The 25,341-nt window shown below is 29.9% G+C and carries 21 protein-coding genes; all 21 read right to left on the bottom strand.

The window, feature by feature from the left end:
• Positions 1-4: 4 nt before the first annotated feature.
• Positions 5-406, bottom strand: a complete 402-nt coding sequence (locus P3X86_RS14705; protein WP_483293470.1) for a cobalamin B12-binding domain-containing protein — start codon at positions 404-406, stop codon at positions 5-7.
• Between the two features lie 41 nt (positions 407-447).
• Positions 448-2,112, bottom strand: a complete 1,665-nt coding sequence (locus P3X86_RS14710; protein ID WP_483293728.1) for an acyl-CoA mutase large subunit family protein — start codon at positions 2,110-2,112, stop codon at positions 448-450.
• 395 nt (positions 2,113-2,507) lie between these two features.
• Positions 2,508-2,897, bottom strand: a complete 390-nt coding sequence (locus tag P3X86_RS14715) for a thioesterase family protein (protein ID WP_483293471.1) — start codon at positions 2,895-2,897, stop codon at positions 2,508-2,510.
• Between the two features lie 79 nt (positions 2,898-2,976).
• Complete coding sequence (gene ftsH / locus P3X86_RS14720; protein WP_483293472.1) at positions 2,977-4,893, bottom strand: ATP-dependent zinc metalloprotease FtsH; 1,917 nt, start codon at positions 4,891-4,893, stop codon at positions 2,977-2,979.
• A gap of 151 nt (positions 4,894-5,044) precedes the next feature.
• A complete protein-coding gene (gene hpt, locus P3X86_RS14725) occupies positions 5,045-5,581 on the bottom strand; it encodes a hypoxanthine phosphoribosyltransferase (RefSeq protein WP_483293473.1) in 537 nt (178 codons plus the stop codon).
• Complete coding sequence (tilS, locus tag P3X86_RS14730; protein ID WP_483293474.1) at positions 5,574-6,974, bottom strand: tRNA lysidine(34) synthetase TilS; 1,401 nt, start codon at positions 6,972-6,974, stop codon at positions 5,574-5,576. Before tilS ends, hpt begins: the two co-directional genes overlap by 8 nt.
• Before the next feature lie 26 nt (positions 6,975-7,000).
• Positions 7,001-7,861: a protein kinase domain-containing protein gene (locus P3X86_RS14735; RefSeq protein WP_483293475.1), complete on the bottom strand. Its 861-nt coding sequence runs from the start codon at positions 7,859-7,861 to the stop codon at positions 7,001-7,003.
• Positions 7,858-8,580, bottom strand: coding sequence for a vWA domain-containing protein (locus tag P3X86_RS14740; protein WP_483293476.1), 723 nt, complete (start codon positions 8,578-8,580; stop codon positions 7,858-7,860). Before P3X86_RS14740 ends, P3X86_RS14735 begins: the two co-directional genes overlap by 4 nt.
• Before the next feature lie 66 nt (positions 8,581-8,646).
• On the bottom strand, positions 8,647-11,025 hold the full coding sequence (gene spoIIE / locus P3X86_RS14745; protein WP_483293477.1) for a stage II sporulation protein E: 2,379 nt from the start codon (positions 11,023-11,025) through the stop codon (positions 8,647-8,649).
• Between the two features lie 618 nt (positions 11,026-11,643).
• Positions 11,644-12,045, bottom strand: a complete 402-nt coding sequence (locus P3X86_RS14750; protein ID WP_483293478.1) for a S1 RNA-binding domain-containing protein — start codon at positions 12,043-12,045, stop codon at positions 11,644-11,646.
• Positions 12,046-12,352: 307 nt separating this feature from the next.
• A complete protein-coding gene (locus tag P3X86_RS14755; RefSeq protein WP_483293479.1) occupies positions 12,353-12,661 on the bottom strand; it encodes an FtsB family cell division protein in 309 nt (102 codons plus the stop codon).
• A gap of 48 nt (positions 12,662-12,709) precedes the next feature.
• A complete protein-coding gene (gene yabQ, locus P3X86_RS14760; RefSeq protein ID WP_483293480.1) occupies positions 12,710-13,222 on the bottom strand; it encodes a spore cortex biosynthesis protein YabQ in 513 nt (170 codons plus the stop codon).
• Between the two features lie 17 nt (positions 13,223-13,239).
• Positions 13,240-13,515 (bottom strand): YabP/YqfC family sporulation protein, encoded by a 276-nt coding sequence (locus tag P3X86_RS14765; protein ID WP_483293481.1) that lies wholly within the window; start codon positions 13,513-13,515, stop codon positions 13,240-13,242.
• Positions 13,516-13,630: 115 nt separating this feature from the next.
• On the bottom strand, positions 13,631-13,873 hold the full coding sequence (locus P3X86_RS14770) for an RNA-binding S4 domain-containing protein (RefSeq protein ID WP_483293482.1): 243 nt from the start codon (positions 13,871-13,873) through the stop codon (positions 13,631-13,633).
• Between the two features lie 145 nt (positions 13,874-14,018).
• Positions 14,019-14,297: an HU family DNA-binding protein gene (locus P3X86_RS14775; protein ID WP_483293483.1), complete on the bottom strand. Its 279-nt coding sequence runs from the start codon at positions 14,295-14,297 to the stop codon at positions 14,019-14,021.
• Between the two features lie 120 nt (positions 14,298-14,417).
• Positions 14,418-15,893, bottom strand: coding sequence for a bifunctional methyltransferase/pyrophosphohydrolase YabN (gene yabN / locus P3X86_RS14780; RefSeq protein ID WP_483293484.1), 1,476 nt, complete (start codon positions 15,891-15,893; stop codon positions 14,418-14,420).
• A gap of 35 nt (positions 15,894-15,928) precedes the next feature.
• Entirely contained in the window at positions 15,929-17,536 is a 1,608-nt protein-coding gene (locus P3X86_RS14785; protein ID WP_483293485.1) for a putative polysaccharide biosynthesis protein, read from the bottom strand.
• 255 nt (positions 17,537-17,791) lie between these two features.
• Positions 17,792-19,399: a putative polysaccharide biosynthesis protein gene (locus P3X86_RS14790; protein ID WP_483293486.1), complete on the bottom strand. Its 1,608-nt coding sequence runs from the start codon at positions 19,397-19,399 to the stop codon at positions 17,792-17,794.
• A gap of 335 nt (positions 19,400-19,734) precedes the next feature.
• On the bottom strand, positions 19,735-20,286 hold the full coding sequence (spoVT, locus tag P3X86_RS14795; RefSeq protein WP_483293487.1) for a stage V sporulation protein T: 552 nt from the start codon (positions 20,284-20,286) through the stop codon (positions 19,735-19,737).
• Between the two features lie 313 nt (positions 20,287-20,599).
• Positions 20,600-21,664 carry a peptidylprolyl isomerase gene (locus P3X86_RS14800; protein ID WP_483293488.1) on the bottom strand — a complete coding sequence of 355 codons (1,065 nt, stop codon included), beginning with the start codon at positions 21,662-21,664 and terminating at the stop codon, positions 20,600-20,602.
• A gap of 45 nt (positions 21,665-21,709) precedes the next feature.
• A complete protein-coding gene (gene mfd / locus P3X86_RS14805; protein WP_483293489.1) occupies positions 21,710-25,240 on the bottom strand; it encodes a transcription-repair coupling factor in 3,531 nt (1,176 codons plus the stop codon).
• Positions 25,241-25,341 lie beyond the last annotated feature (101 nt).

The following is a 25,341-nucleotide window of genomic DNA, read 5'->3' on the forward strand; positions in this document are numbered from 1 at the left end:
AGAATTATTCTGCTCTTTTCACGTTCTCTTTAATAAATTCTATTGTTGTAGTTGTTGGTGTTCCAGGCGTAAATATCTCTGCTATTCCTACTTCTTTCAAACCTGGTATATCTTCATCTGGTATAACTCCACCACCAATTACTAACACATCATCTACTCCATTTTGCTCTAACAATTGCATTACCTTTGGAAAAAGATGATTATGAGCTCCAGATAGTATACTCATCGCTACAACATCAACGTCTTCTTGTATTGCTGCAGACACTATCTGCTCTGGTGTTTGTCTTAAACCTGTATATATAACTTCCATACCAGCATCTCTTAATGCTCTAGCTATTACTTTTGCTCCTCTATCATGACCATCAAGCCCTGGCTTTGAAACTAATACTCTTATAGGTCTGTTCATTTATATCCTCCTTATCATAAAGAAATCATATTTATCTATTTTTATAAATTCACTGATTGTTGATATTCTCCAAATTCTTCTCTCATAACGCCACATATCTCTCCTAAAGTTGCGTATACTCTTACTGCGTCTAATATAAACGGCATTACATTTTCGTCGCCTTTACAAGCCATTCTTAACGCCTCTAATGTATCTTTAACTTTATCGTTATCTCTACTGTCTTTTAACTTTTTAAGCTTCTCTTTTTGTCTCTCTCCAACACTAGGGTCAACTTTTAATAATCCTTTTGGACTTTCTTCTTCTATTTGGAATTTATTCATTCCTACTACGATTCTATTTCCACTTTCGATTTCTTTTTGATAATCATATGCCGAATCCATTATTTCTTTTTGTATATAGCCTAAATCTATGGCTCTTGGAGCACCACCTAAATCATCTATCTTACTAATATATTCCATTGCTTTGTTTTCAATTTCATTTGTTTTTGCTTCTACTACGTATGAACCCGCAAATGGGTCTATTGTATTTGTAACTCCGCTTTCATGCGCTACTATCTGTTGAGTTCTTAATGCTATTCTAACTGAATCTTCTGTTGGAAGAGCTAATGCTTCATCTCTTGAGTTAGTATGAAGTGATTGAGTTCCTCCAAGAACTGCTGCTAATGTTTGAATTGTTACACGAATAATGTTGTTATCTGGCTGTTGTGCTGTTAATGTTGAACCACCTGTTTGTGTATGGAATTTAAGTGCCATAGATTTTGGATTTTTTGCGCCAAATCTTTCTTTCATTATCCTTGCCCATAGTCTTCTAGCCGCTCTAAATTTTGCAATCTCTTCTATTAAATCATTATGTGCATTAAAGAAGAATGATAATCTTGGGGCAAATGTATCAACATCTAATCCAGCTTTTACTGCTGCTTCTACGTATGCTATTCCATCCGCTAATGTAAATCCAACCTCTTGTGCTGCTGTTGAACCTGCTTCTCTAATATGGTAACCCGATATACTTATTGTGTTCCATTTTGGAACTTCTTTTGAACAATATTCAAATATATCTGTTATAAGTCTCATTGAAGGTTCTGTAGGAAATATATATGTACCCCTTGCAATATACTCTTTTAATATATCATTTTGAATTGTTCCTCTTAATTTATCTGATGATACTCCTTGTTTTTCTGCAACAGCTATGTACATAGCTAATAATACTGATGCTGGAGCATTAATTGTCATTGATGTACTTACTTTATCTAAAGGTATGCCATCAAAAAGCACTTCCATATCTTCTAATGAATCTATAGCAACTCCTACTTTTCCAACCTCTCCTTCTGCTAGAGGATGATCTGAATCATATCCTATTTGTGTTGGTAAGTCCATTGCTACTGATAATCCAGTTGAGCCTTGCTCTACTAGATATTTATATCTCTTGTTTGATTCTTCTGCTGTAGCAAAACCTGCATACATTCTCATTGTCCAAAGTCTACCCCTGTACATTGTAGGTTGTACACCTCTTGTATAAGGATATTGTCCTGGAAATCCTAAGTCTTCATGGTAATTCATATCTTCAATATCTTCAGGTGTATAAAGCCTGTTTATTTCTTCTCCAGATCCTGTCGTGAAGTTCTCAAGTCTTTCTGGAAACCTTGCCAAGGCTTTATCTACTTTATTTTCTTGCCACTGCTTTTTTTCCTGCTTAATCTGTTTAAGCATTTCATTATCAAACACTTGGAAAATCCCTCCTATTCATATTTAGAGACAATGAAATAATTCCATATTTATCAATAAAAACATTTTCCCAATCTATAAATGTATTACGAATACTACCATGGAAGTTATTTTCAGAATATCCCTCTAGACTATAGACTAACATTTATTATAGCTTTGATTAAATGTTATTTTGTCACTATTTGTAAAATCATGTTCTTTATTTTCAAAAATATTAATTCATGTATAGACTAATACATATTTAATAATTTTGCAAGATATTTTATCAATTTTTTTGAAAAATGAATTAAAACCTTCAAATTCGTAAATTATATTAGGTAATCCTATGTAATAGCCCTGTTTGACTTTAAACTATTAATACTATTATTATTTAAAATAATTTAAAGTGAATTAACTTTGTTTGTAAATTTATCTATGTTCACTATATATCTTGTATGTGTACCTTCACCAATTTTTTTATTCTCATCAAAAGCACTAACCTGGAATGTTAACTTCTTTGCATCTATTTCTTTTAATATTGCCTCTGCATAAACATTATGACCAACTGGAGTGGCACTTATATGATCGACATTTACATTTATCCCAACTGTAGAATACTCTGCTCCTAATTTGTCATCAACTGCTTTTAGTGCTGCATTTTCCATCAACCCTATCATAAGTGGCGAAGCAAAAACTTCTATATCTCCACTACCAAAGCTCTTAGCTGTATCTTTTTCTGATACTATCATTTCTGCTCTTGCTTTTAATCCAATCTTTAACTCTTCAAACATATTAACACCTCTTTAATATTTATTATAAAATTAGACAGCCCAAAGGGGCGAACTCATATAATTGAGATAGCCCCTTTTTTTACTCTTTGTCTTTTTTATTATCTATATCTATTTCTTCATCTTTTTTTATTTCTATTTTGATTTCATCTTCACCAGATTCAAAGACTTCTTTTAGTTTAGCGTCTTTTTTACCTGTAAATATATTTTCAAACTCTTCTGCTGATAATGTCTCTTTCTCCAACAATGCATTCGCTACATCATGAAGTTTATTCATATTATCACTTATTAGATTTTTTGCTTTTGTGTAAGCTACATCGATTATTCTTCTCATTTCATTATCTATCTCTGCAGCTACTTGCTCACTATAGTTCTTGCTTCTCCCAAAATCTCTTCCTATAAATACTTCGTTTTCGTCTGTGCCATATGTCATTGGTCCAAGCTTTGTGCTCATTCCGTAGTGAGTTACCATGTTTCTAGCTATTTTTGTTGCTCTTTCTATATCGTTTGATGCACCTGTACTAATATCATCTAGTACTAGCTTTTCTGCTACTCTACCACCTAATAAATGTACTAATGTTTCTTCCATCTCTGTTTTAGATGTATAATACCTATCTTCTTTTGGAAGTATCATTGTAAATCCTCCGGCTCTTCCTCTAGGTATTATTGTTATCATGTGTACTGGATCGGTATTCGGTAATAGTCTAGCCACTAATGCATGCCCTGCTTCATGGAATGCTGTAAGCTTTCTTTCTTTTTCACTTATTACTCTGCTCTTCTTTTCTGGTCCTGCTATTACTTTTGTTATTGCTTCTTCTGTTATATCCATTGATATCTTTTTCAAGTCTTTTCTTGCAGTCAATAATGCTGCTTCATTCATTAAATTTTCTAAATCTGCCGGTGTGAACCCCGGAGTTCTTCTTGCAAGTATTTTTAAATCCACGTCATCTTCTAATGGTTTTCCTCTAGAATGTATTCTTAGTATGGCTTCACGTCCTACTATATCAGGTACGCCAACATGTACTTGCCTATCAAATCTACCTGGTCTTAATAGTGCTGGATCAAGTATGTCAGGTCTATTCGTTGCTGCAATCATAATTATTCCTTCATTGTTCCCAAAACCATCCATCTCAACTAATAATTGATTGAGTGTTTGTTCTCTTTCATCATGACCACCGCCAAGACCGGCACCTCTTCTTCTTCCTACTGCATCTATCTCATCTATAAAGATAATACATGGGGAATTCTTTTTTGCTTGTTCAAACAAATCTCTAACTCTTGATGCTCCAACTCCGACAAACATCTCTACAAAATCAGAACCACTTATGCTAAAGAATGGAACGCCTGCTTCTCCTGCTACTGCTCTTGATAGATATGTTTTTCCTGTTCCTGGAGGACCAACCATTAATACACCTTTTGGGATCCTTGCTCCAAGTGCTATATATTTTTTTGGATCTGAAAGAAAATCGACTATTTCTTTCAACTCTTCTTTTTCCTCTTCTAATCCTGCAACATCTTTAAAGGTTACTTTTTTATCTGTGTCCTGTTTATGCATTTTTGCTCTACTTTTACCAAAAGACATTACTCTACTGCCTCCGCCTTGTGATTGTTGCATAAATACAAACCAGAATACTACAAAGATTAATATCATAAATATTGTTGGTAATATTTGCATGATTAATGAAGTTCCTTCTACCTCTTCTGCTTCTATTACTAAATTAGGATTCGCTAACAAAAATTTATCTATATACGCTTTATTAACATCAGGTACTTGTGTTATAAAGGTTTGATCTTTTTTATAATTATTAGCATATTCACCAGTTATCTGATGCCCAACTATCTTTATTGATTTAACATGATTAGCTTCTATTTCTTTCTCAAGTTTGCTGTATGCAATCTGTTCTGATTTTTGCACAGGCTTGGTCATTATATGAACTATAGCTATTATTATTATAAAAATTAATAAATAAAAGCTTATACCTCTAAAAAACTTTCTCAACTACAGTCCTCCTTCCAATCTTAATCTTATATCGTAGTTGTTTAGTATTACCATAGAATGCTATTATTATGTTTAAATAATAATGTATCTACTCATTCTATAATAGTAATTTCTATCGCTTAAGTCAAATTAAAATTTACTAACTTTATAATTATATATATATTTCTTCTTTTAATACTCCTATAAAAGGTAGATTTCTATACTTCTCTGCATAGTCAAGTCCATAGCCAACAACGAAAGCATTTGGAACTTCAAATCCTACGTAGTCTGCTTCCATATCAACTTTTCTACCTTCTGGCTTATCTAAAAGAGTACATATTTTCAAACTGTTTGGTTCTCTAGATTTTAAATTCTCTACTAGATAATTTAATGTTAATCCACTATCAATTATATCTTCTACTATTAATACGTCTCTCCCTTCTATACTAGTATCTAAATCTTTTAGAATTTTTACTACTCCTGATGATTTTGTTGATGCGCCATAACTGGATATAGCCATAAAATCCATATCTAAATGCAAGTTAATGTTCTTTGCAAGATCTGTAAAAAACATTACTCCTCCTTTTAATACACAAATTATAACTAAATCTTTACTTTTATAATCCTCTGTTATTTGTTTCCCTAGTGCTTTAGTTTTTGCCTCTAATTCTTCTTTGGATATTAGTACTTTTTCAATATCTTTAATCATGTAAATCCTCCTTGGTAATATATTGCATTGACAGAATTCTCTTAGTCCCTTCATCAACTTTATATAAATCACTTAACCTATATCCTACTACCCAAATAATATTTTCGTCATCTTCTATAATTGGGATATTATCTCTTTTCTCTCTAGGAATTTTATTATCTATAAAGTAATCTTTGAGTTTTTTGCTACCCTTCATGCCAAATGGAATAAACTTATCTCCTGATTTTCTGTTTCGTATGTATAAGTCGCCTTTTATTTTATCATAATCAATGTATTTAATAAACCTATGTTTATATTTAATATCAAAATTTTGTATATCTTTCACTTCTATAACTATGTTTGTTTTAAAATTGTTATTATAATTGTTTGAATTAATTTCTAGTTTATTCTTATATGCAGATTTTTTTTTAGCTACTTTCTTTCTCATTAAGCATGTTTTGTATTTTTTCACTAGTTCAATCCCTTTTGCTGACTCATGTATTCTACCAGCAGTAGCATTTTCTATAAACTCTATCATATTTTCTACATGCTTAAGCTCAATATTCTTGTTATCTCCATACATCTCTTTGATACCTATCCTAATTACTCTAGATTTTATAGCTGTATGTAGCCCTTTGAACTTACAAATATCAAATTCGATAGTTTGGTCATGATTTGTTATGCAGATTTTACTATATTCATATTGTGCAATATTGTTAATAAAGTCATCATCTATTCCCATAATCTTTGATGTTCTATTCATTGTATTTATTATACCTTTATTTATATTGTTTTCTATATAGGGAATTAGCTCTAATCTTATTTTATTTCTACCATAAATAGGTTCTTGATTTGTTTTGTCAATCCTTGCAAATAGTTTATTTTGATTGCAATATTTTTCAATTATGCTTCTATCCACATCAAGTAGAGGTCTAATAACATTGTTAACCTCGTATTGCATACCTTTTAGCCCTTCTATACCTGTACCTCTTAAAAATCTCATTATAAGAGTCTCAGCTTGATCATTTCTATTATGTGCTACAGCTATTTTATCGGCTTTTTCAATTTTTAGTACCTCATTAAAAAACTGATATCTAAGCTCTCTTCCTGCTTCTTCTGATGAAAGTTTTCTTAATCTTGCATATTCGTTCATGTTAACTCTCTTGCTATAATAAGGGATAGACCACTTTTGTGTTATATCTTTTACATATCTTTCATCCATATTTGCTTCTTTTCCTCTAACACCATGATTAATATGTACAGCTACCATTGAAAACTCTATTAACTTTTGTATGCTTTTTAAAACACAAAGAAGAGCCATTGAATCAGGCCCTCCAGAAACACCTATCACTAACTTGTCTCCCGGCAGTATTAATTTTTCATCCATTATCGTTTTATATACGATTTTCTCCATACTATCACCATTCTTGGTATATTATACTATTTTAACATACTATACAACATTAATATTAAAAAAAAACTTATACTAGTTGTAAATAAAATATCTACTATACGGAAATTTTTATATTTATTATTTATTAATGAATTATAAACTATTTTGAGTTTTTTTTCAAATATTTTTATATTTTTATGCTTTCCTTTTAAACAATTTATTAAAAGTGTTTTTAGTTCATTTGAAACATTGGTCTTTTTTATTAGATTTATCAAGTCTGGAAATTTGGATTTTATTGGATTTAATTCTTTATTTGTAAGTAAAAATATAATTAATATAGCCATACTAAAAATTAGCGATTGTTCTCTTGTTATTTTTTCATTATTTAACCACGAGTTTATATTGTACGTTGGTGTGAATTCTACTACTCCACTATTAGACGAAACCACTGAACCAAAATCTATAAATATTATTTTACTATTAATCTCATCTATTAATATATTATCTGGTTTGATATCATAATACATGTAATTTTTCTGATACATACTATTTAGTTCTTTAATCAATAGTAGCCATATACTCAGTAAATCTTCTTCTTTCAGTTTTTTCTTATATACGTATTCTCTTAAACTTTGTCCTTGTATATAATCCATTACTAAAAAGAAATAGGTTTTATCTTTTGATATAAAATCATCCATATCATACACTTTTGGTACAAAATCCATGTCTTTCAACTTTTGCATTGCATCAAATTCTCTAGATATTGAGTACATATTTTCACTGATTTTGAGCGCATATACTTTATCGTTTTCATCCTTTACTTTATAGATACAACCTATTCCCCCACTACCTATTTTTTTTAATATTGTATACTCTTTTTTGTTCCATTTACCTACAATTTTTCTCATACTATCATACTTTCAAATAGGCCGTCTTTCTCTTCTTTGCTATCATCCTTGCTCAATAGCTCTATTGCTGATAATAACGCTGGACCTGTAGGTGTTAATCCTCCTATTTCTATGCTTTGTATTCTATTTTCTAATCCACTAATGTCATTTGTCATTTCTGATACTACTTTATAGTCTAGCTCCATACCAAATGGATAAGCTATCACTCCTACATATGTGTTACCTTTTCTCATGCTTAAATTCCTAAGAAGGCTTATTATGCTCTTTTTAGCTACTTCTATCTTGTTTGTCATACTTTTACTACAGTCTAATACTACACAACACTTTATTGTCATCTCATCTTCAATTTTTTCTATTAGTTCTATAATTTTTCTTCTTGATTGTATCTCTATTTTATCTAGTTCTTCACCTATAATACTTTTTAATTCATTATTAACTGCTTGTTGTATTGTATTACATGCTGTTTGTCTTGTCAGCATACACATGCTCTTTTCTAAGTTGTGTATGTCTGTAATTTCCCATAGCCCATTACCTGCGTTAGCTATTTCTTTAATTTCCTTTATGCTTTCCTCGTCTTTATAGCCTTGGATTATTCCTATAGTGCTAAATGTTATTCCTTTTTGCACATTTTCATTTACTACTTTTATTGGGTCTACTCCTTTATTTGATTTACCATCTGTTACTAATATAACTTGTCTAAACTCTAATGTCTTTTCCATATTATCCCTCCTCATTATGATTATTATCATTTTTTTGCTTTATATACTCTTAGGAGGGAAACTTTTTTATTTTACGCTTTTCCATATCTTTGTTGCTAAAACTGTCATATCGTCTCTTTTTTTATTTGGTGCTACTTCTAATGCTTTGTCTAATATATCATCCGCTATTGTCTGAGGATTGACACTGTCAATATTCTTTATTATATCTGTAAGCCAGCCTTCTTTATCTTTGCTCTCTTTATTTGCATCAAAAACTCCATCTGACATCATTATTATCACATCTCCGCTTTTTATTTGCTCTTCATATACATAAATATCTACTTCTCTTAGTATACCTATTGGTAAACTACTTGAATTTATTGATATTATATTTTTTCCTCTCTTTATGAAGGTTGGAGCTGATCCTATTTTAACAAACTGACCCTTGCCTGTATACAAGTCAATAATTGACATATCTAATGTCGTAAGCATTTCTTCATTGGATTTTAGAATTAGTATAGAGTTAATAGTTTTTAATGCAACTTCTTTATTATACCCTGCCTCTAAAAACTTTTCTAACAATGATACTACTGTGCTACTCTCTATATTAGCTTTATACCCAACTCCCATACCATCACTCAATATAGAAAAATAGTTATTCTGTCTTTCACCAAATACATAACTGTCTCCAGATACTTCTCTAAAGGAGTTGTTTATTCTTGAAACCCTTGTTATTCCATTATATCTATTTGCTTTTATTAGCTTAATTTTTGAGTATTTGTTAGTATTTACACTGCCGTGAAAATATTTATCTCTTTTTAATTTGTATCCAACTACCAAAGATACTATTGTTATTAGCCTTTGTAGTTGTAAATTATCTAATTTATTTTTTGTTTCTATTATAATTTCGAATTTTTCATTGTTTGATTCTGTAACCACTACCTCTGTAACTGCAAATTCATGTTTTTTAAGCTGTATATATATGCTATTTTCGGCATCTTCTTTAAAACTAATATCCTCTTCTATTTCATGTGATAATTCTGTCATTATATTTGAAACTCCTTTTAATTGTTGCGATACAAGTTGTCTACTTTCTTGCACTTTTTTATTCCATGAATAATTGACCTTATATAAATCAAATAAATAATTGCATTTATCAACTATTCTATTGAGCCTCAAACATCTTTTTCTTATTGATAACGGTAAATCTTTTTCTTTTATTATGCCTTTGATTTCTATTACATTCATTAAGTCAAACATAGCTTTATAAGAGTTATAAAAATCATTTTTCCAACACGTTTGATACATACTGCAATTTTTACACACTCCATCTGATAATTTGTTTATGAATTGATTTATATCTTTGTTTTGTGTGTGTACTTCTTCTTGTATTACTTTGTTAAATGTAGTTGATAGTTCTTCAAATACTTCTGACAACTCTAAAAGTCTTTTTTTAGTTAATTTTTTTACCCTGTTGTGATATGAATCCTTCACCTTAACTTTATTTCTGTTTATCATTGTAGCTTTATCAAATGCTTCTACAAAATATTTACCAAACAGTAAAAACATTATGCATCCAGCTATTATATCTCTAGTACTAATCAATATATCAACTGCCTCTATAGAGTAATATGAAATAATATAATATGATATTATGAAGCTTATTGAGCTAGTTATCTTCCCAAGTTCTCTAAATAATCCTGTTACAAGCCCACAGAAACCTAATATAGCTACTGTAATGTAAATAAAAGGTGTACTAAAGGATATTATTAAACCTACTGTTATTCCTATAGTAGCTCCCATTGATGGACCTTTCATGTTACCAACTGCTATAATTAAAAATATACTAATTATATTTCTAAATCCGAATCTCATAAATTGAGCATTCCCAATTCCTGCAATCACTAAAGCTAATATTATAATTAATGATATTATTTCTTCGTTTATGAGATCTTCATCATATTTAAAAAATACTGATATGCCGTAGTTAAATATATATGTTGCGCCAAATATTATGATTGCTTCAAATGTAACCATTATAAAATCATATATAAAATAATCCTTTTGACTTAAAAATACCATCCTTATCACTACTGTTATCAAAGCTGTCATAAGTGAAATAGACAGTTTATTAAACTTGATATTTGTCTTAAATAAATTGTAGAGTATTATTAATATCCAAATAGCCATTATATATTCGTACTTTGCCATACCTGGATTTGTCATTAATCCAAATGTTGCACTTATTGCTGTTAAACAGATTTTTTTACCTTTCCCTAAGTATGCTCCTACTAATGCTATTGAAAAAGGTATAAATCCATTCATTAATTTTACTCTTGATATGAATATGCTTATTAATACTATAAAGAAATATGGCGTATTGATATATAGGCTATTTTTAATTTTCTCTAAGCTTGTCCTTTGATGTATTATATTATTGATGTTACTAGCTATTTCATTGACCATATAATCACTCCTTACTTTGTGAGTGATATTGTATCAGAGTTTCTTTATTTTATTTGTCAATAAAGGTAACAGTATAAAAAAATCGTTTTACACAATTTCTAATTAATTATCATATGGCGCATGCTTTTTATTATGTGTGACATTTTACTGTAAAGATTTAAAAAAATAATAATCTCAGTTTTTGAATTTATTTGATACATGTATAATTTATATTTTTATTTTTATTAGTTTTATCGCCATAAAATATAGATATATCAATTTATTTCTGAGTAAAAAAATACTCTATATGACATATATCTATCATAAATAGAGTATTTTATATTATTTGTATCTTTCGACAAATAAAAATTAAGTTTAAGTATATAAATAACTCAATAATTTCAAAATTATCTACTAAAAATTCAAATAGACAACACTTTGGTATGTGTAAAATGCAATGCATCAAGACATATTAGAGTTTGAGCGTACTTTGTAGTACGTGAATAAACTAAAATTTTGATAACGCCGTAGTTTACCATATAAAGCGTTTAAACTAAAAAAAATGAAATAATGGCACATCATATCACTGTGCCATTATCTATATAAACCCGATTTTCGGTTTTATTATCAACATATATATTAACGAGATTTATAATTTCCTTTTTTCGATTCTCTTGTTTTAAGTTGATCCTGTCTCTCTGTACTATCTTTTAAAAATTGCATCATTTTATCTTCAAAAGACATATTTCGTTGTATACGTTCAGTTTTGTTGCTCCAGTCTACCTGTGTAGGCTGTTTATGGCTTCTCTTTGGTTTAGCTTGTCTTATAGATAAACTTATCTTTCCTCCTTCAATAGATAAAACTTTCACATTTACCTTTTGTTTGTTTTTAAGATGCTTTTTAATATCACTAACGTATTCATGTGATACCTCTGATATGTGGACTAATCCAGTCTCTCCTTCTGGTAGCTGAACAAACGCACCAAAGTTTGTTATGCCTGTAACTGTGCCTTCAACTACATTTCCTACTTTAACTGGCATAAATTAATTATTCCTCCTTTAAAAATACTGTTTTAATTTTTTAAAGTATATTTTATTTTCTCAATACATCAATAATAACATAATAAATATAATATGTCTATATTCGCTTTTATAACAAAAATGCAATTTTTTTGTATATTACTAATTTAACCCTTTATTTTACTTTCAGGCTAAATAATCATTTGCTAAGTTTTACATTTTTATTTATATTAAACTTTCATTAGAAAGTATTACATACCTTAATGGTGGTTTTATTATCAATACATTGCAACAATACTTTAAAAAACAGCATTCTCAGGGGACAATATTATTCTTTATCCTTTTTCTCATCTTCGTTTGTTTTTTCAATATAAATATATTCTCCTGGTTTAGCCATCTTGAGATCATCTCTAGCTACTGATTCAACAAATTCAGTAGATTTACCCTTTTCAGTTTTTTCCTGTAAGTCTTCAATTTGACTTTCTATTTTTTTATTTGCTTCCTCTCTACTTGCTATTTGATTCTCTAAATCATTTATAAGCATTACTTTTTTTATACAAATACTAAAAAAGTAAATTACAACAAACATGATTACTATATTTCCTATGCTAAATAGCTTGCTCTTTCTTTTTTTCATATTTTATCCTTTCCCATCTTTTTTATACTTTACCAGTTTGTAGTTTAGTCAATGCTTTTTAAATAAGATGTATTTGGCATGTTTTTTTATATCATATATTATTCTATGTGGTAGACTCAAAACCCTTTTTATTCGCTTTTTGTGTCTTTTTAATCTATAGTCCACTTTATTTTGAATTTTTTTCCTTATTATACTCATGTATTTTAGTGGTAGTGTTACGTATCCTGTAATATATGTAATTCCTTTTATTAAATATCTTGTGATTTTTAATAATACTTTCATTACAAACCTACTTAGTAACAAAGTATAAATGATTACCCCCAATAAAAACCCTATAAACACATATCCTCTTAGTTGTCCCCAATTGCTATAAAAAAGTATTCCTACTGAAATTATAGATACCAGTATCCAAAATAACAAATCTTCAATAATGGTTGCCACACGCTTTGGTCTTATAAAAAATCTAAACACTCTATATAAGTCATATATAAATCCAATGATTAACCCACCATAAACTGTGGTTAAGAATATTATTACTTGATCCTTTGTTAATACATACATATAAACACCTCATAGCGCTATTTAAACATATTTTTTAGTAATCCTTTTTTACTATTAAATGATTTATTGCTATATACTATAGAATCTATTTGGCCTTCTATTTTCAGATTAGCATCATCCAGATTTAATTTATTAATGTTCAAATTTTCTCCTTTTATTGTTATTAATCCGTTTGTAGAAACTATTACTATGATATTTTCATTAAATTTGTCTACATGCTCTACTCCACTTACTGTAAGCTTTTTTCTGTCTTCTAGGTATACGTTTTGGTTTGCGTTAGTGTTATTATTCATACTTATACCCCCTTTACTACTCATGTTAATGAATATGTTTTTACCCTTGATTTTATTACTAAAAAAGACTGGCTAAGTAATAATTACTTAGCCAGTCTTTAATTTTGCTTGTTTTTTATTCAAGTATCTTATACATTTTACATGCATCTTCTTTGGTAACATGCTCTAAAAGCTCTAATATTTCTATCTTTAATTCTTTAGCTCCAAAATTTATTTGCAGTATATCACCAGCTGACACTTCTGTTCCTGGTTTTGCTTCTTTATTGTTTAGTAGTACTTTACCTTTCTCACATGCTTCTTTAGCTAGTGTTCTTCTTTTTATTATTCTTGAATTTTTTAAAAATTTATCTATTCTCATATATACACTCCTTTACTTTCTAAGGCTTACAGGTATGAGTCTTACTTTATAAAAATATTATTTCTAAGTTATCAACATAGCTTTTAAGCATGTTTATTTATTTCTCATTATTTTGTAAAAAATCAGGTCTAAAGACCTGATTTTTTTACTTATTAACTGCTTCTTTTAAAGTTTTACCAGCTTTAAATACTGGAGCTTTTGATGCTGGAATTGTGATCTTTTGTTTTGGATCTCTTGGATTTCTTCCTTCTCTTTCTTTACGATGTCTAACTTCGAATGTTCCAAATCCAACCAACTGAACTTTATCTCCATTTTCAAGAGCCTCTTTTACACTTTCCATAAAAGCATTTAAAGCGCTTTCAGCATCTTTTTTTGTCAAATTGCTTTTTTCAGCTATGCTTGTGATAAGATCTGATTTGTTCATTAATATACCTCCCTATTTTTGAACTATAAACTCAGTCATGTAGCCATAAGACAATACTAATATAATTTACTATTATTCTATGAATCTTTATAAAATCCTTCTTTTGTAGTATTATTTTTTCTAATTTTTTATGTTTTTATGTGTTTTTGCTGTATTCCATGCTTTTTCCATCTCTGATAAGCTCATTTCTTTCATGTCTTTTCCCATTTTTTTACTTTCATCTTCTATGAATTTGAACCTGTATATGAATTTATCTATTGTGCCAAGTAATGCAATTTCCGGGTTAATATCACAAAACCTACTCAAATTGACTACAGAAAAGAATAAATCTCCCAGTTCCTTTGATGTACTATCTTTATCTTTTAGTTCTATTGCTTCTTCTAGCTCCTGTAGCTCTTCTTTTACCTTGCTTATCACCTCATCAGTACTATCCCAATCAAATCCTACTTTAGCGGCTTTATTTTGTATTTTATAGCTTCTAATGAGTGCTGATAAACTTTTTGGAACTTCTTCTAGCTTTTTTGTATAAGACTGAATATTTTTTTCTTTTTCCTTTATGCTATCCCATATTTGTTTTACCTCTTTAGCATTGTGGGCTGTTTGATTACTGAACACATGCGGATGCCTTGTAACTAGCTTTTTAGCAAGGTTACTCATAACATCCCACAAAGTAAATGTCCCTTCTTCTTTTGCTATCTGAGAGTGGAATATCACTTGTAAAAGCAAATCTCCCAGTTCTTCTATTAAGTTGTCTACATCATTGTTGTCTATCGCCTCTACTACTTCATAGGCTTCTTCTAGCACATATTCTCTTAACGATTCATGCGTTTGCTTCATATCCCAAGGACATCCGTCCTTGCTTCTTAATCTTTCCATTATTGTTAACAAGTCATGGAGATTATATACTTTTTTTGCCGAAATATCTATTGCAGGTATTAAAATACATGAAAGATGGTTCAAATCTGACATTCTATCTAGTTCATATATCTGTATTTCAGCAGATGTCAGACTGATTTCGTCCTTATTTTTACTCAAAAAATAAATTTTATACTCATCACCATATATTTCACTTAAATATAATTTAATCTCTGTTGCGATTATTTTATCATATATATTTGTAACTATGTTATCGCTATTTATGTCTATATAATGGTTTCCGATATCAAGCGAATTTATAATCTTCAAGCTGTTATCGCTATTTCTTCTTGTAGTTCTTAATACTTCATCTACTATACTAACACTACCTAGTAATTTGAGTTTGATTATTCCTGCTACTTCTTTTTTTAATAACAGCTGACTAACCTTGTCCGATACCATAGGATTTCCAGGAGTACAATAAACTATCTTACCTTGCTCCAATGATTTTTTTATTAAATCATCTGCTATCATCTTATATACATCATCAAAAGATTCACCTTTTTCATATATATAATCATAGGTATCAAAATCTATTTTATTTTCAATCAAATAATCTACTACTTCATGTTTTTTTGTTCTTAAATAAATCTTTCTTGCTTCTTCAATAGCTTTAGCAGCGGATAATGTCAATGAGTCATACCCTCTATACCCTAAACCTATTATAGTTATTTCACACATGATTACACCACCTGTATTACTGCCTATTTTGTAACTTATTTAAATATACCCACTCTTTTTAGTACTCTTACTATTTTATCTCCTTTAGGTACAATCTGAAAATCTTTTTCAGTTATTGCACCTGTTACAAACAATGCTAATACGTATACTACTCCACCTATAGCTACTGCTAATAGCGTTGCTAATTTATCTGAAATCACACTACTTATTCCTATATATGATACTTTTACCACTACTAGCATCAAAATCGCTGATATCGCTGGTTTTACAAACACTTCAATAATATTAGGTCTAATATTTACGTATTTTTTAACTGATATATAATTCAATATACTAGCTACTGCGTATGCAATTATTGTCCCTATTATTGCTCCATATATTCCTATACCTTTTATGCCTGTTAGTGTATAGGATATTATGACCTTAAATATTGCACCTATAATAAGATTTCTTACTGGTATAAACGGTTTTCCTACTGCCTGTAGTATACCCGTCATTGACTGTACTAATGCTAGGAATATAACACTAAAAGCTAACACCGATAACATAGAACCTGCGCTTTCTTGTGTCTCTAATGGTCTAGTATAATACAACAATTTTATTATTGGTGTTGCTAGAGCATATAATCCTAGTGCACAAGGTAATCCTACAACTAATGATACTCTTATACCTGATATTGATAATTTTCTTACGTTTCTATAGTCAGATGTAGCATAAACAGATGCTATAGCTGGTACTAAGCTCATTGCTAGTGCTATTGAAAATACCTGAGGAAAGTTTATAAGAGTTTGTGCCATACCTGACATCTGTCCAAAGAGCTTTGTTACTTCCTTCTCTGTATAACCTATTAATTGAAGCTTTCTACCTATTATAGCAACATCTATGCTGTTTATCAAAGGAACTATTGCCGCCCCTATTGTAATAGGTATAGCTATCATCAATATACTTTTAATTATATTAGATGTATTATCTGTTATATCAGATGCATCTCTTCTTATTTCAGCCTTTATATCATTTCGCTTATACACATATATTATTACCATCAAGATAGTTCCGCCTATCGCTCCTGCCGAAGCACCAAATGCGGCTCCACCTGCAGCCTTATCTAAGCCACTGTCTAGTAAATATTTTGCCAAGAATAATCCTACACCTACTCTTAGCAATTGCTCTACCATTTGAGAACTTGCTGTTGGGAGCATACTTTGTCTACCTTGAAAATATCCTCTTATTGCAGACATTATTGGTACAAATAGTAATGCTGGTGTAAGTGCTATCATTGAATAATATGCTTTTGGCCTTCCATAATAGTTAACTATGTACTTGCTTCCAAATAATATTATTGAAGATGTAAGCACCCCACCTATGACTAGACCTAAAAAAGATATCTTAAATATCTTATGTGCATTTTTATATTGCCCTAATGCCCTCTTCTCGGATACTAGCTTAGCCACTGCAACCGGTAGTCCTGCTGTAGAAATAGCAAACAATAAATTGTATATAGGATATGAAGTCTGAAAATATCCCATACCTTCGCTACCTATCATATTAATCAATGGTATCCTATAAAATGCCCCTAGTATTTTTATAAATATCCCTGCTACCCCTAATATTACAGCACCTTGTAAAAAAGATTTCTTACTCATTAACTACCTCCTAAAGACTCTGCCATTATTTCATGTTGTTCACTATTATGCTTTTTTGTCTTATTTTATGTGAACAACTTAGGCTCTAACATTACTATTATAGCAAATATTGATGATTAATTAAATAAAAACCTCCTAGCGATATGTTAGTCTTATTATTAAGTTTTATCGACACGTTTAGTTATTATTACCATAATACTAATTTATAAAACAAAGAAGCTCTCTAATGAGAAAGCTTCTTTGTTTTAATTATAACTATCTAAACATCCCTACTTTTTTTAGTATCTTTACTATCTCGTCACCTTTAGGAACAATCTGAAAGTCTCTCTCAGTTATTGCACCTGTCATAAATAATGCTATTACATATACTACTCCACCTTCTATTATTGATAATATCGTTGCTATTTTATCCGATATCACACTGCTAATTCCTATATATGAAATTTTCACTACTACTAACATCAGAATGGCTGATATTGCTGGTTTTGCAAACACTGCTATAAAATTAGGCCTAATATTTACGTATTTTTTAACTGATATATAATTTAGTACACTAGCTATTAAGTATGCCACTATTGTCCCAATCATTGCTCCATATATACCTATACCTTTTATACCTGTTAATGTATACGATATTATAATCTTGAATATTGCACCTATGATAAGATTTCTTACTGGTATGAATGGTTTGCCTACTGCTTGTAGTATACCTGTCATAGCCTGCACTAGTGCTAGGAATATAACACTAAATGCTAACACTGATAGCATAGCACCAGCACTCTCTTGTACCTCTATAGTGTTTTTAAAATACAACAGTTTTATTATAGGTGTTGATAGAGCATATAATCCTAGTGCAGATGGTAATCCTACAAATAGTGATACTCTTATCCCTGATATAGATAACTTTCTTACATTTCTATAGTCAGATGTAGCATAGACAGATGATATAGCTGGTACTAAACTCATTACTAAAGCTATAGAAAACATTTGTGGAAAGTTTACCAAGGTTTGAGCCATCCCTGTCATCTGCCCAAAAAGTTTTGTTGCTTCGTTCTCTGTATAGCCAATTTCTTGAAGTTTTATTCCTATGATTGCAACATCTATGTTGTTCATCAATGGAACTATTGCCGCTCCTATTGTTATAGGTACAGCTATCACCAATATACTTTTAATTATATTAGATGTACTATCTGTCATATCTGATTTATCACTTCTAACTTCTATTCCTATAGATTTTCTTTTATATGCATAAATAATTACTATAAGGATTGTCGCACCTATTGCTCCTGCTGAAGCACCAAAGGCTGCTCCGCCAGCTGCTTTATCTAGACCACTATCTAATAAGTACTTTGCTAAAAATAATCCTACTCCTACTCTAAGTAATTGTTCCATCATTTGGGAACATGCTGTAGGAAGCATACTTTGTCTTCCTTGAAAATACCCTCTTATAGCTGACATTATTGGTACGAATAATAATGCTGGGGCAAGTGCAATCATAGAATAGTATGCTTTTGGCCTTCCATAGTAATTAACTATGTGCTTACTTCCAAACAATATAACTGAAGATGTAATCACACCACCTATGACTAAACCTAAAAAAGATATCTTGAATATCTTGTGTGCATTTTTATATTGTCCTAATGCCCTTTTTTCTGATACTAGCTTGGCTATGGCAACTGGTAGTCCTGCTGTAGAAATAGCAAATAATAAATTGTATATAGGGTATGATGTTTGGTAATATCCAAGACCTTCAGTATGTATTATATTACCTAAAATTACTCTATAAAATGCTCCTATTATTTTTACTAATATCCCTGCTACCCCTAATATTACAGCACCTTGCAAAAAAGATTTCTTACTCATTAACTACCTCCTAAAGACTCTGTTATTAGTTCTTATTATTCAATATTGCGTTTTTTGCCTTATTTATGTAAGCTACGTAGGCTCTATCATTACTATTATAGCAAATATTGATGATTAAATAAAATCGTCCTTGCTATATTATAAAAACTTATTGTTAACTTTTGCAACTACTTTAATTATTATTATATTACCAAACACTTTTTTATAAAACAAAGAAGCCCTTTATGTTGAGTGAGGCTTCTTTGTTTTATTTATGCTATTGACTGAATCTGTAATTTTGAAACTTTCAACATGTATAAAAGAGATGCTATTTTATTAACATCTCTTTCTTACTTCTAACCTTCCATTTGTTTTGCTAGAAATTTAGCTGCTGCTTCCGCTAATTTGATTTCTACTTCACCCATATTAACACCTTCATCTTTCGATGTTATTATAACTGCTCCTATCGGGTCTCCTTGTGAAACAACAGGTGCTATGATTTGTGCTTTGTATTGTTCAGCACTAGCCTCGTCTATTATTAATCTCAATGGCTTTATATCTCCTGATGTTTCGTAGATTTCTTTACTCTCTATGATTTTTTCTAATTCATTGCTTAGTCTTTTATCATAATATTCCTTATTTGAAGCCCCTGATACTGCAACTACACTATCTCTATCACATATTATTGAAATATGTTTAACTGTTTGACTTAAAGCCTCAGCATACTCTTTAGCAAACTCACCTAATTCACCTATTGGAGAATATTTTTTAAGTATCACTTGACCTTCTCTATCTGTGAATATTTCTAATGGATCACCCTCTTTTATTCTAAGTGTTCTTCTTATTTCTTTTGGTATTACTACTCTACCTAAGTCATCAATCCTTCTAACGATACCTGTAGCTTTCAAATTTTTTCCCTCCTAGTTATAAAATTGAAGTTGTTTGAGTTTATTATTTTACTTGTGTGATTATTTTATGCATTGTTGGTAATTAAATTTTATCTTGGTCATATTTTATGTAATTACTAAAAAATTAAACGTATATCATAAAAAAAGATTGATAACATAGTCTATCATCTGGAAAACTATAGTAAAAATTCAAGTACAAAGTTATTAATATTAAATAACAGTGTTTAATTAAAGATATGCTAGCAACGGTAATTTTATAGAAAATAGAACTTAGCTTTTGTTTAAACAAAAAAAGCCGAATCTCGGCTTTTCTCTATTCTTTCTTATCATTATTGTTATTTGTTTGTTTGTCTTTGTTTTGTGAACTATCTTTTTCTTCTTTGTTATCTTGTTTTTTATCTTCTCCTTGTGTTTTGTCACCTTCTTGCTTCTTGTCTTTTTCTTCTGACTTCGGTTTAGCAAGTTCTATTAATATTTCCACTTTTGCCTTACTTCTAAACTCTTGCATTTGTTTTTGATATTCTTCTTGCTTCATAGCTCTTATTACTTGGTCTTTGTTTTTTTCGAACCCAAATTTCTTATCTGTAACTTTTATTATATGGTAACCATAATTCGTTTTAACTGGTTCACTTATTTGTCCTACTTCTAGTTCAAAAGCTTTTTGGGAGAATTCCTTAACCCAACCGTTGTATGTTTTAAACCCTAAGTCTCCACCATTTTCTTTTGAAGGACATAAAGATTTTTCTTTTGCTAACTCTTCAAATTTGGCACCTTCATCTAACTGTTTTTTGATTGCCTTAGCTTCTTCTTCTGTCTTTACTAATATGTGACTTGCTCTTACTTGATCAAACAGTGCCTTTCTTTGCTCATAATACTCTTTAGCTTTTTTGTCATCAACTTTTATAACTTCATCAACATATTTATTAGCAATAATACCTCTTTTTATAAGCACTTGCTTAAAAAACTTTTCAGTTATTTTCATATTTTCAAGGTACTTTTTAAAATTTGCTTTTTGCTCATCTGTTGAAATTTGTTTTTTAAATTCTTCTTCTATCTCTTTATCGCTAGCTTCTACATTGTGCTCTTTTGCCATTTGCTTTAGAACATCCTGCATTATTAGCTCTTCTAACGCTATCTCTTTTATTACTTCTTCAAAAGTTCTTCCATCACCATAGTTATTATCCCACATATCTGGAGATATTTGTCCATTTGCTTCTGCTACCTTTTTTTGGAAAGTTACATATTGATCCAAATCATCTTTCGTGATTGCTTGCCCATTTACTTTTGCTACTACATCCTTATTATCTTTACTACATCCAACAAATGCGGCTAAACTTATAATTATAGCCATAAAAATTATTAATCTATTTTTTTTCAAGTTTTTCACTCCTAACTAGATAAAATCATTTGTACCACTAATCTATTATATATCAATTTGTCTATTATTTAAACTATCAATTTTATTAACTATTTTTTCTAATGTTGATATAATGCTATTTTGAGATGTATTATTAAGTTTGTATTTCAAACCAGGTGTTTTTGACAAATCAAAATTAATCCCTCTTCTAAAATATTGTGAAAACTCATTTATGAACACTGGGGTTAAAACATTCACATCATCAAACTGCACCTTAAATATATTCTTTTTTTGTTCTACACTTAGAATATGGTTTCTTCTGCAAATAGATTTAATGTAGGCTATCTTGATTAGATTTTCTACTTCTTTTGGCAAATCTCCATACCTATCTATTAACTCTTCTATTGTATCACTTGTATCTTCCAAGCTCTTTATAGTTGATATTTTCTTATACATATCAACTTTTTGTTGTTCATTTTGGATATATCTTTTAGGTATATAACAATTTACATTAAGCTCTATCGCAGTATCTACCTGTTTTTCTTTTACCTTTCCTTTTAACTGATCTACTGTCTCTTCTAAGTACTTTACATACAAGTCATAACCGATTGCAGCCATATGACCATGTTGTTCTGAACCAAGTATATTACCTGCTCCTCTTATTTCTAAATCCCTCATAGCTATCTTAAAACCTGAACCAAATTCAGTAAACTCTTTAATGGCTTTAAGTCTTTTCTCTGCAATTTCTGATAAAACCTTGTCTTTTTCATAAGTAAAATAAGCAAATGCTACTTTATTTGATCTACCAACTCTTCCTCTTAATTGATAAAGCTGTGATAGCCCCATTTTATCAGCATCATATACTATCATTGTATTTACATTCGGTATATCCAGCCCTGTTTCTATTATTGTTGTACATACTAAAACATCATATTCCCCATTTAAGTAATCAATCATTATATGTTCTAATTCTCTCTCACTCATTTGACCATGTCCAACTGCAATTCTAGCTTCTGGGACAAGTGCTTTTATACGAGATGCCATCTTTTTTATACCCTTAACTCTGTTATACACAAAATACACCTGTCCATTTCGGTTCATCTCTTTTTTTATTGCATCAACTACTAATTGGTCGTTATATTCCATAACATAGGTTTGTATGGGATATCTTTCTTCTGGCGGCTCTTCTATTAAACTCATATCTCTAACACCTATTAAAGACATATGAAGCGTTCTTGGAATAGGTGTAGCTGTTAATGTTAATACATCTATGTTTTCTTTTATTTGCTTTATTTTTTCTTTATGCTTAACTCCAAATCTCTGTTCCTCATCTATAATTAGTAATCCCAAATCATGAAATATAACGTCTTTTGAAAGCATTCTATGTGTTCCTACTATTATGTCTAAATTTGCACCTTTTAGATTTGATAATATCTTTTTTTGCTGTGATGGTGTTCTAAATCTACTGAGCATTTCTACTTTCACTGGAAAATCTTTGAACCTGTTAACTATAGTATTGTAATGTTGCTGAGCTAATATTGTCGTCGGAACTAATATAGCCACCTGCTTACTTTCCATAACCGCTTTAAATGCAGCTCTTAATGCTACTTCGGTTTTTCCATAGCCAACATCTCCACATAACAATCTGTCCATCGCTTCCTTCTTCTGCATGTTGTCTTTTATCTCTTTTATACATTTTAACTGATCAGGAGTTTCTTCATATGGAAACATATCTTCAAATTGTTTTTGCCATAGCGTGTCTTTTAAAAACTCATGTCCCTTTTGCATATGCCTTTTTGCATATAGCTCAAGTAAATCTTTAGCCATATCCTCTATTGATTTTTTGACCTTATTTTTTGTTTTTATCCAATCTCCACTACCTAATTTATTGATTTTTGGTCTTACTGAATCTGCTCCAATATATTTTTGTATTAGATCCATTTGTTCAACTGGTACAAACAACTTATCTTCTCCCGAATACTTTATGCACATATAATCTTTCTTTATTCCCTGCACGTCTAATTGCTCTATACCAGTGTATTTGCCTATACCGTGACTTTCATGTACTACATAATCTCCTATTTTTAAATCTGTAAATGAAGAAATCTTTCTGCCACTTTCTTTTGATTTTGAGGTCCTCTTTTTCTTGTTTACACCAAATATCTCTCTATCACTTATAATCATTAGCTTTAATTCTGGATATTCAAACCCTTTACTAATAGTACCTTCTGTTATAAATACCTGCCCAGAAAAGATCTCTACTTCTTTTTTGTCTGTATACAAACACTCTACGTCTAATTCTTTGAGACTCTTCTCCAGTCTTTTTCCTCTTTCCTGTGTCCCTGATGGTATTATTATTTTATATCCGCTATATTTAAGTCTTTTTAATTCATCAGCTATTAATTGCATCTTATTATGAAACGGCTGAATTTCTTTAGATACTATGCTTATAATTTCTTTGAATTTAAAGTTTTTATTATTTTTTAATAACGACGACATGCAAATACAATTCTTGGACTTTATATCTTCTAAAATATCATCGCAATCTAGATATATATCTTTGTGTTTTCCTAATAATTCTCCTCTTTCGTACAAATCTGTGTACTTACTTATAAAATCTTCTTTAATATTTTTACATTCATCCATTATTCTTTGAGGATCATCCAATATTACTAAGCTATTTTTATTAAAATAGCTTAGTATACTTGTTAACCTATCTACATATGGTATTAACATATTTATATTTTGAATATCAACACCTTCATTTAAACTGTGTATATATGCTTTAAACTTCTCCTCTAATCTATCCACAATGCTACTAAACGACTCTTTTGATATCCTTTTAATTGATTTTTGTAAATCTCTTTGCAACTTTTTACTTATATCGCCTATTTGATTTTTTTCTATTAATACCTCTTTAAAAGGTGGTACGTCTATACGATCAAGATTATACATTGACCTTTGATCTTTTAAATCAAAGCACCTTATTGAATCTACTTCATCTCCAAACAACTCTATTCTAACAGGGTTATTTGAATTTGATGGAAAGAAGTCTATTAATCCTCCTCTAACACTAAACTGACCCGTACCTTCTACCATATCAACTCTTTCGTATCCATTTATTATAAAATTATTTATGCACTCCTCTAAATTGAGTTCTTGCTGTGAATCTATTGAAAATCTACACTCACCAAATGTCTCTGGCATCATAACTCTATTTAACAATGTCTCTATGGATGCTACTACTATTATTTTTTGATTACTAAAAAGCTTATTCATTACTTTTAATCTTTGGTCATTTATCTCATGACTATACGCATCTATATCATATAAAAGCATTTGTTTTACTGGATAATGCTCTACTGTTTTACCATAAAATTTTAAATCTTCTACAATCCTTTTAGCTCTAAATTCATCATGTGTGACTATTAATATTTGGTTAGACAACTCAGTATTTAAACAGTATGCTATATGACTAATATTTTCTTGTAAAATTCCATGTACTTGTATAGGAGATATATCTTTTTTTATACAGTCTACAATTTTTTTGTATGGTTTAAGGTTTTTCATTTGGTCTATAAATATGTTTTTCTCCAACAGTACCAACTCCTTTTGATGTGCTAATTATAACTGATAACAAGTACACACTCTTAATATTAAAAGTATAAACTTCTTATCAGTTTTATAAAAAGTTATAA

The sequence above is a fragment of the Abyssisolibacter sp. ZYX002 genome, from assembly GCF_056892235.1.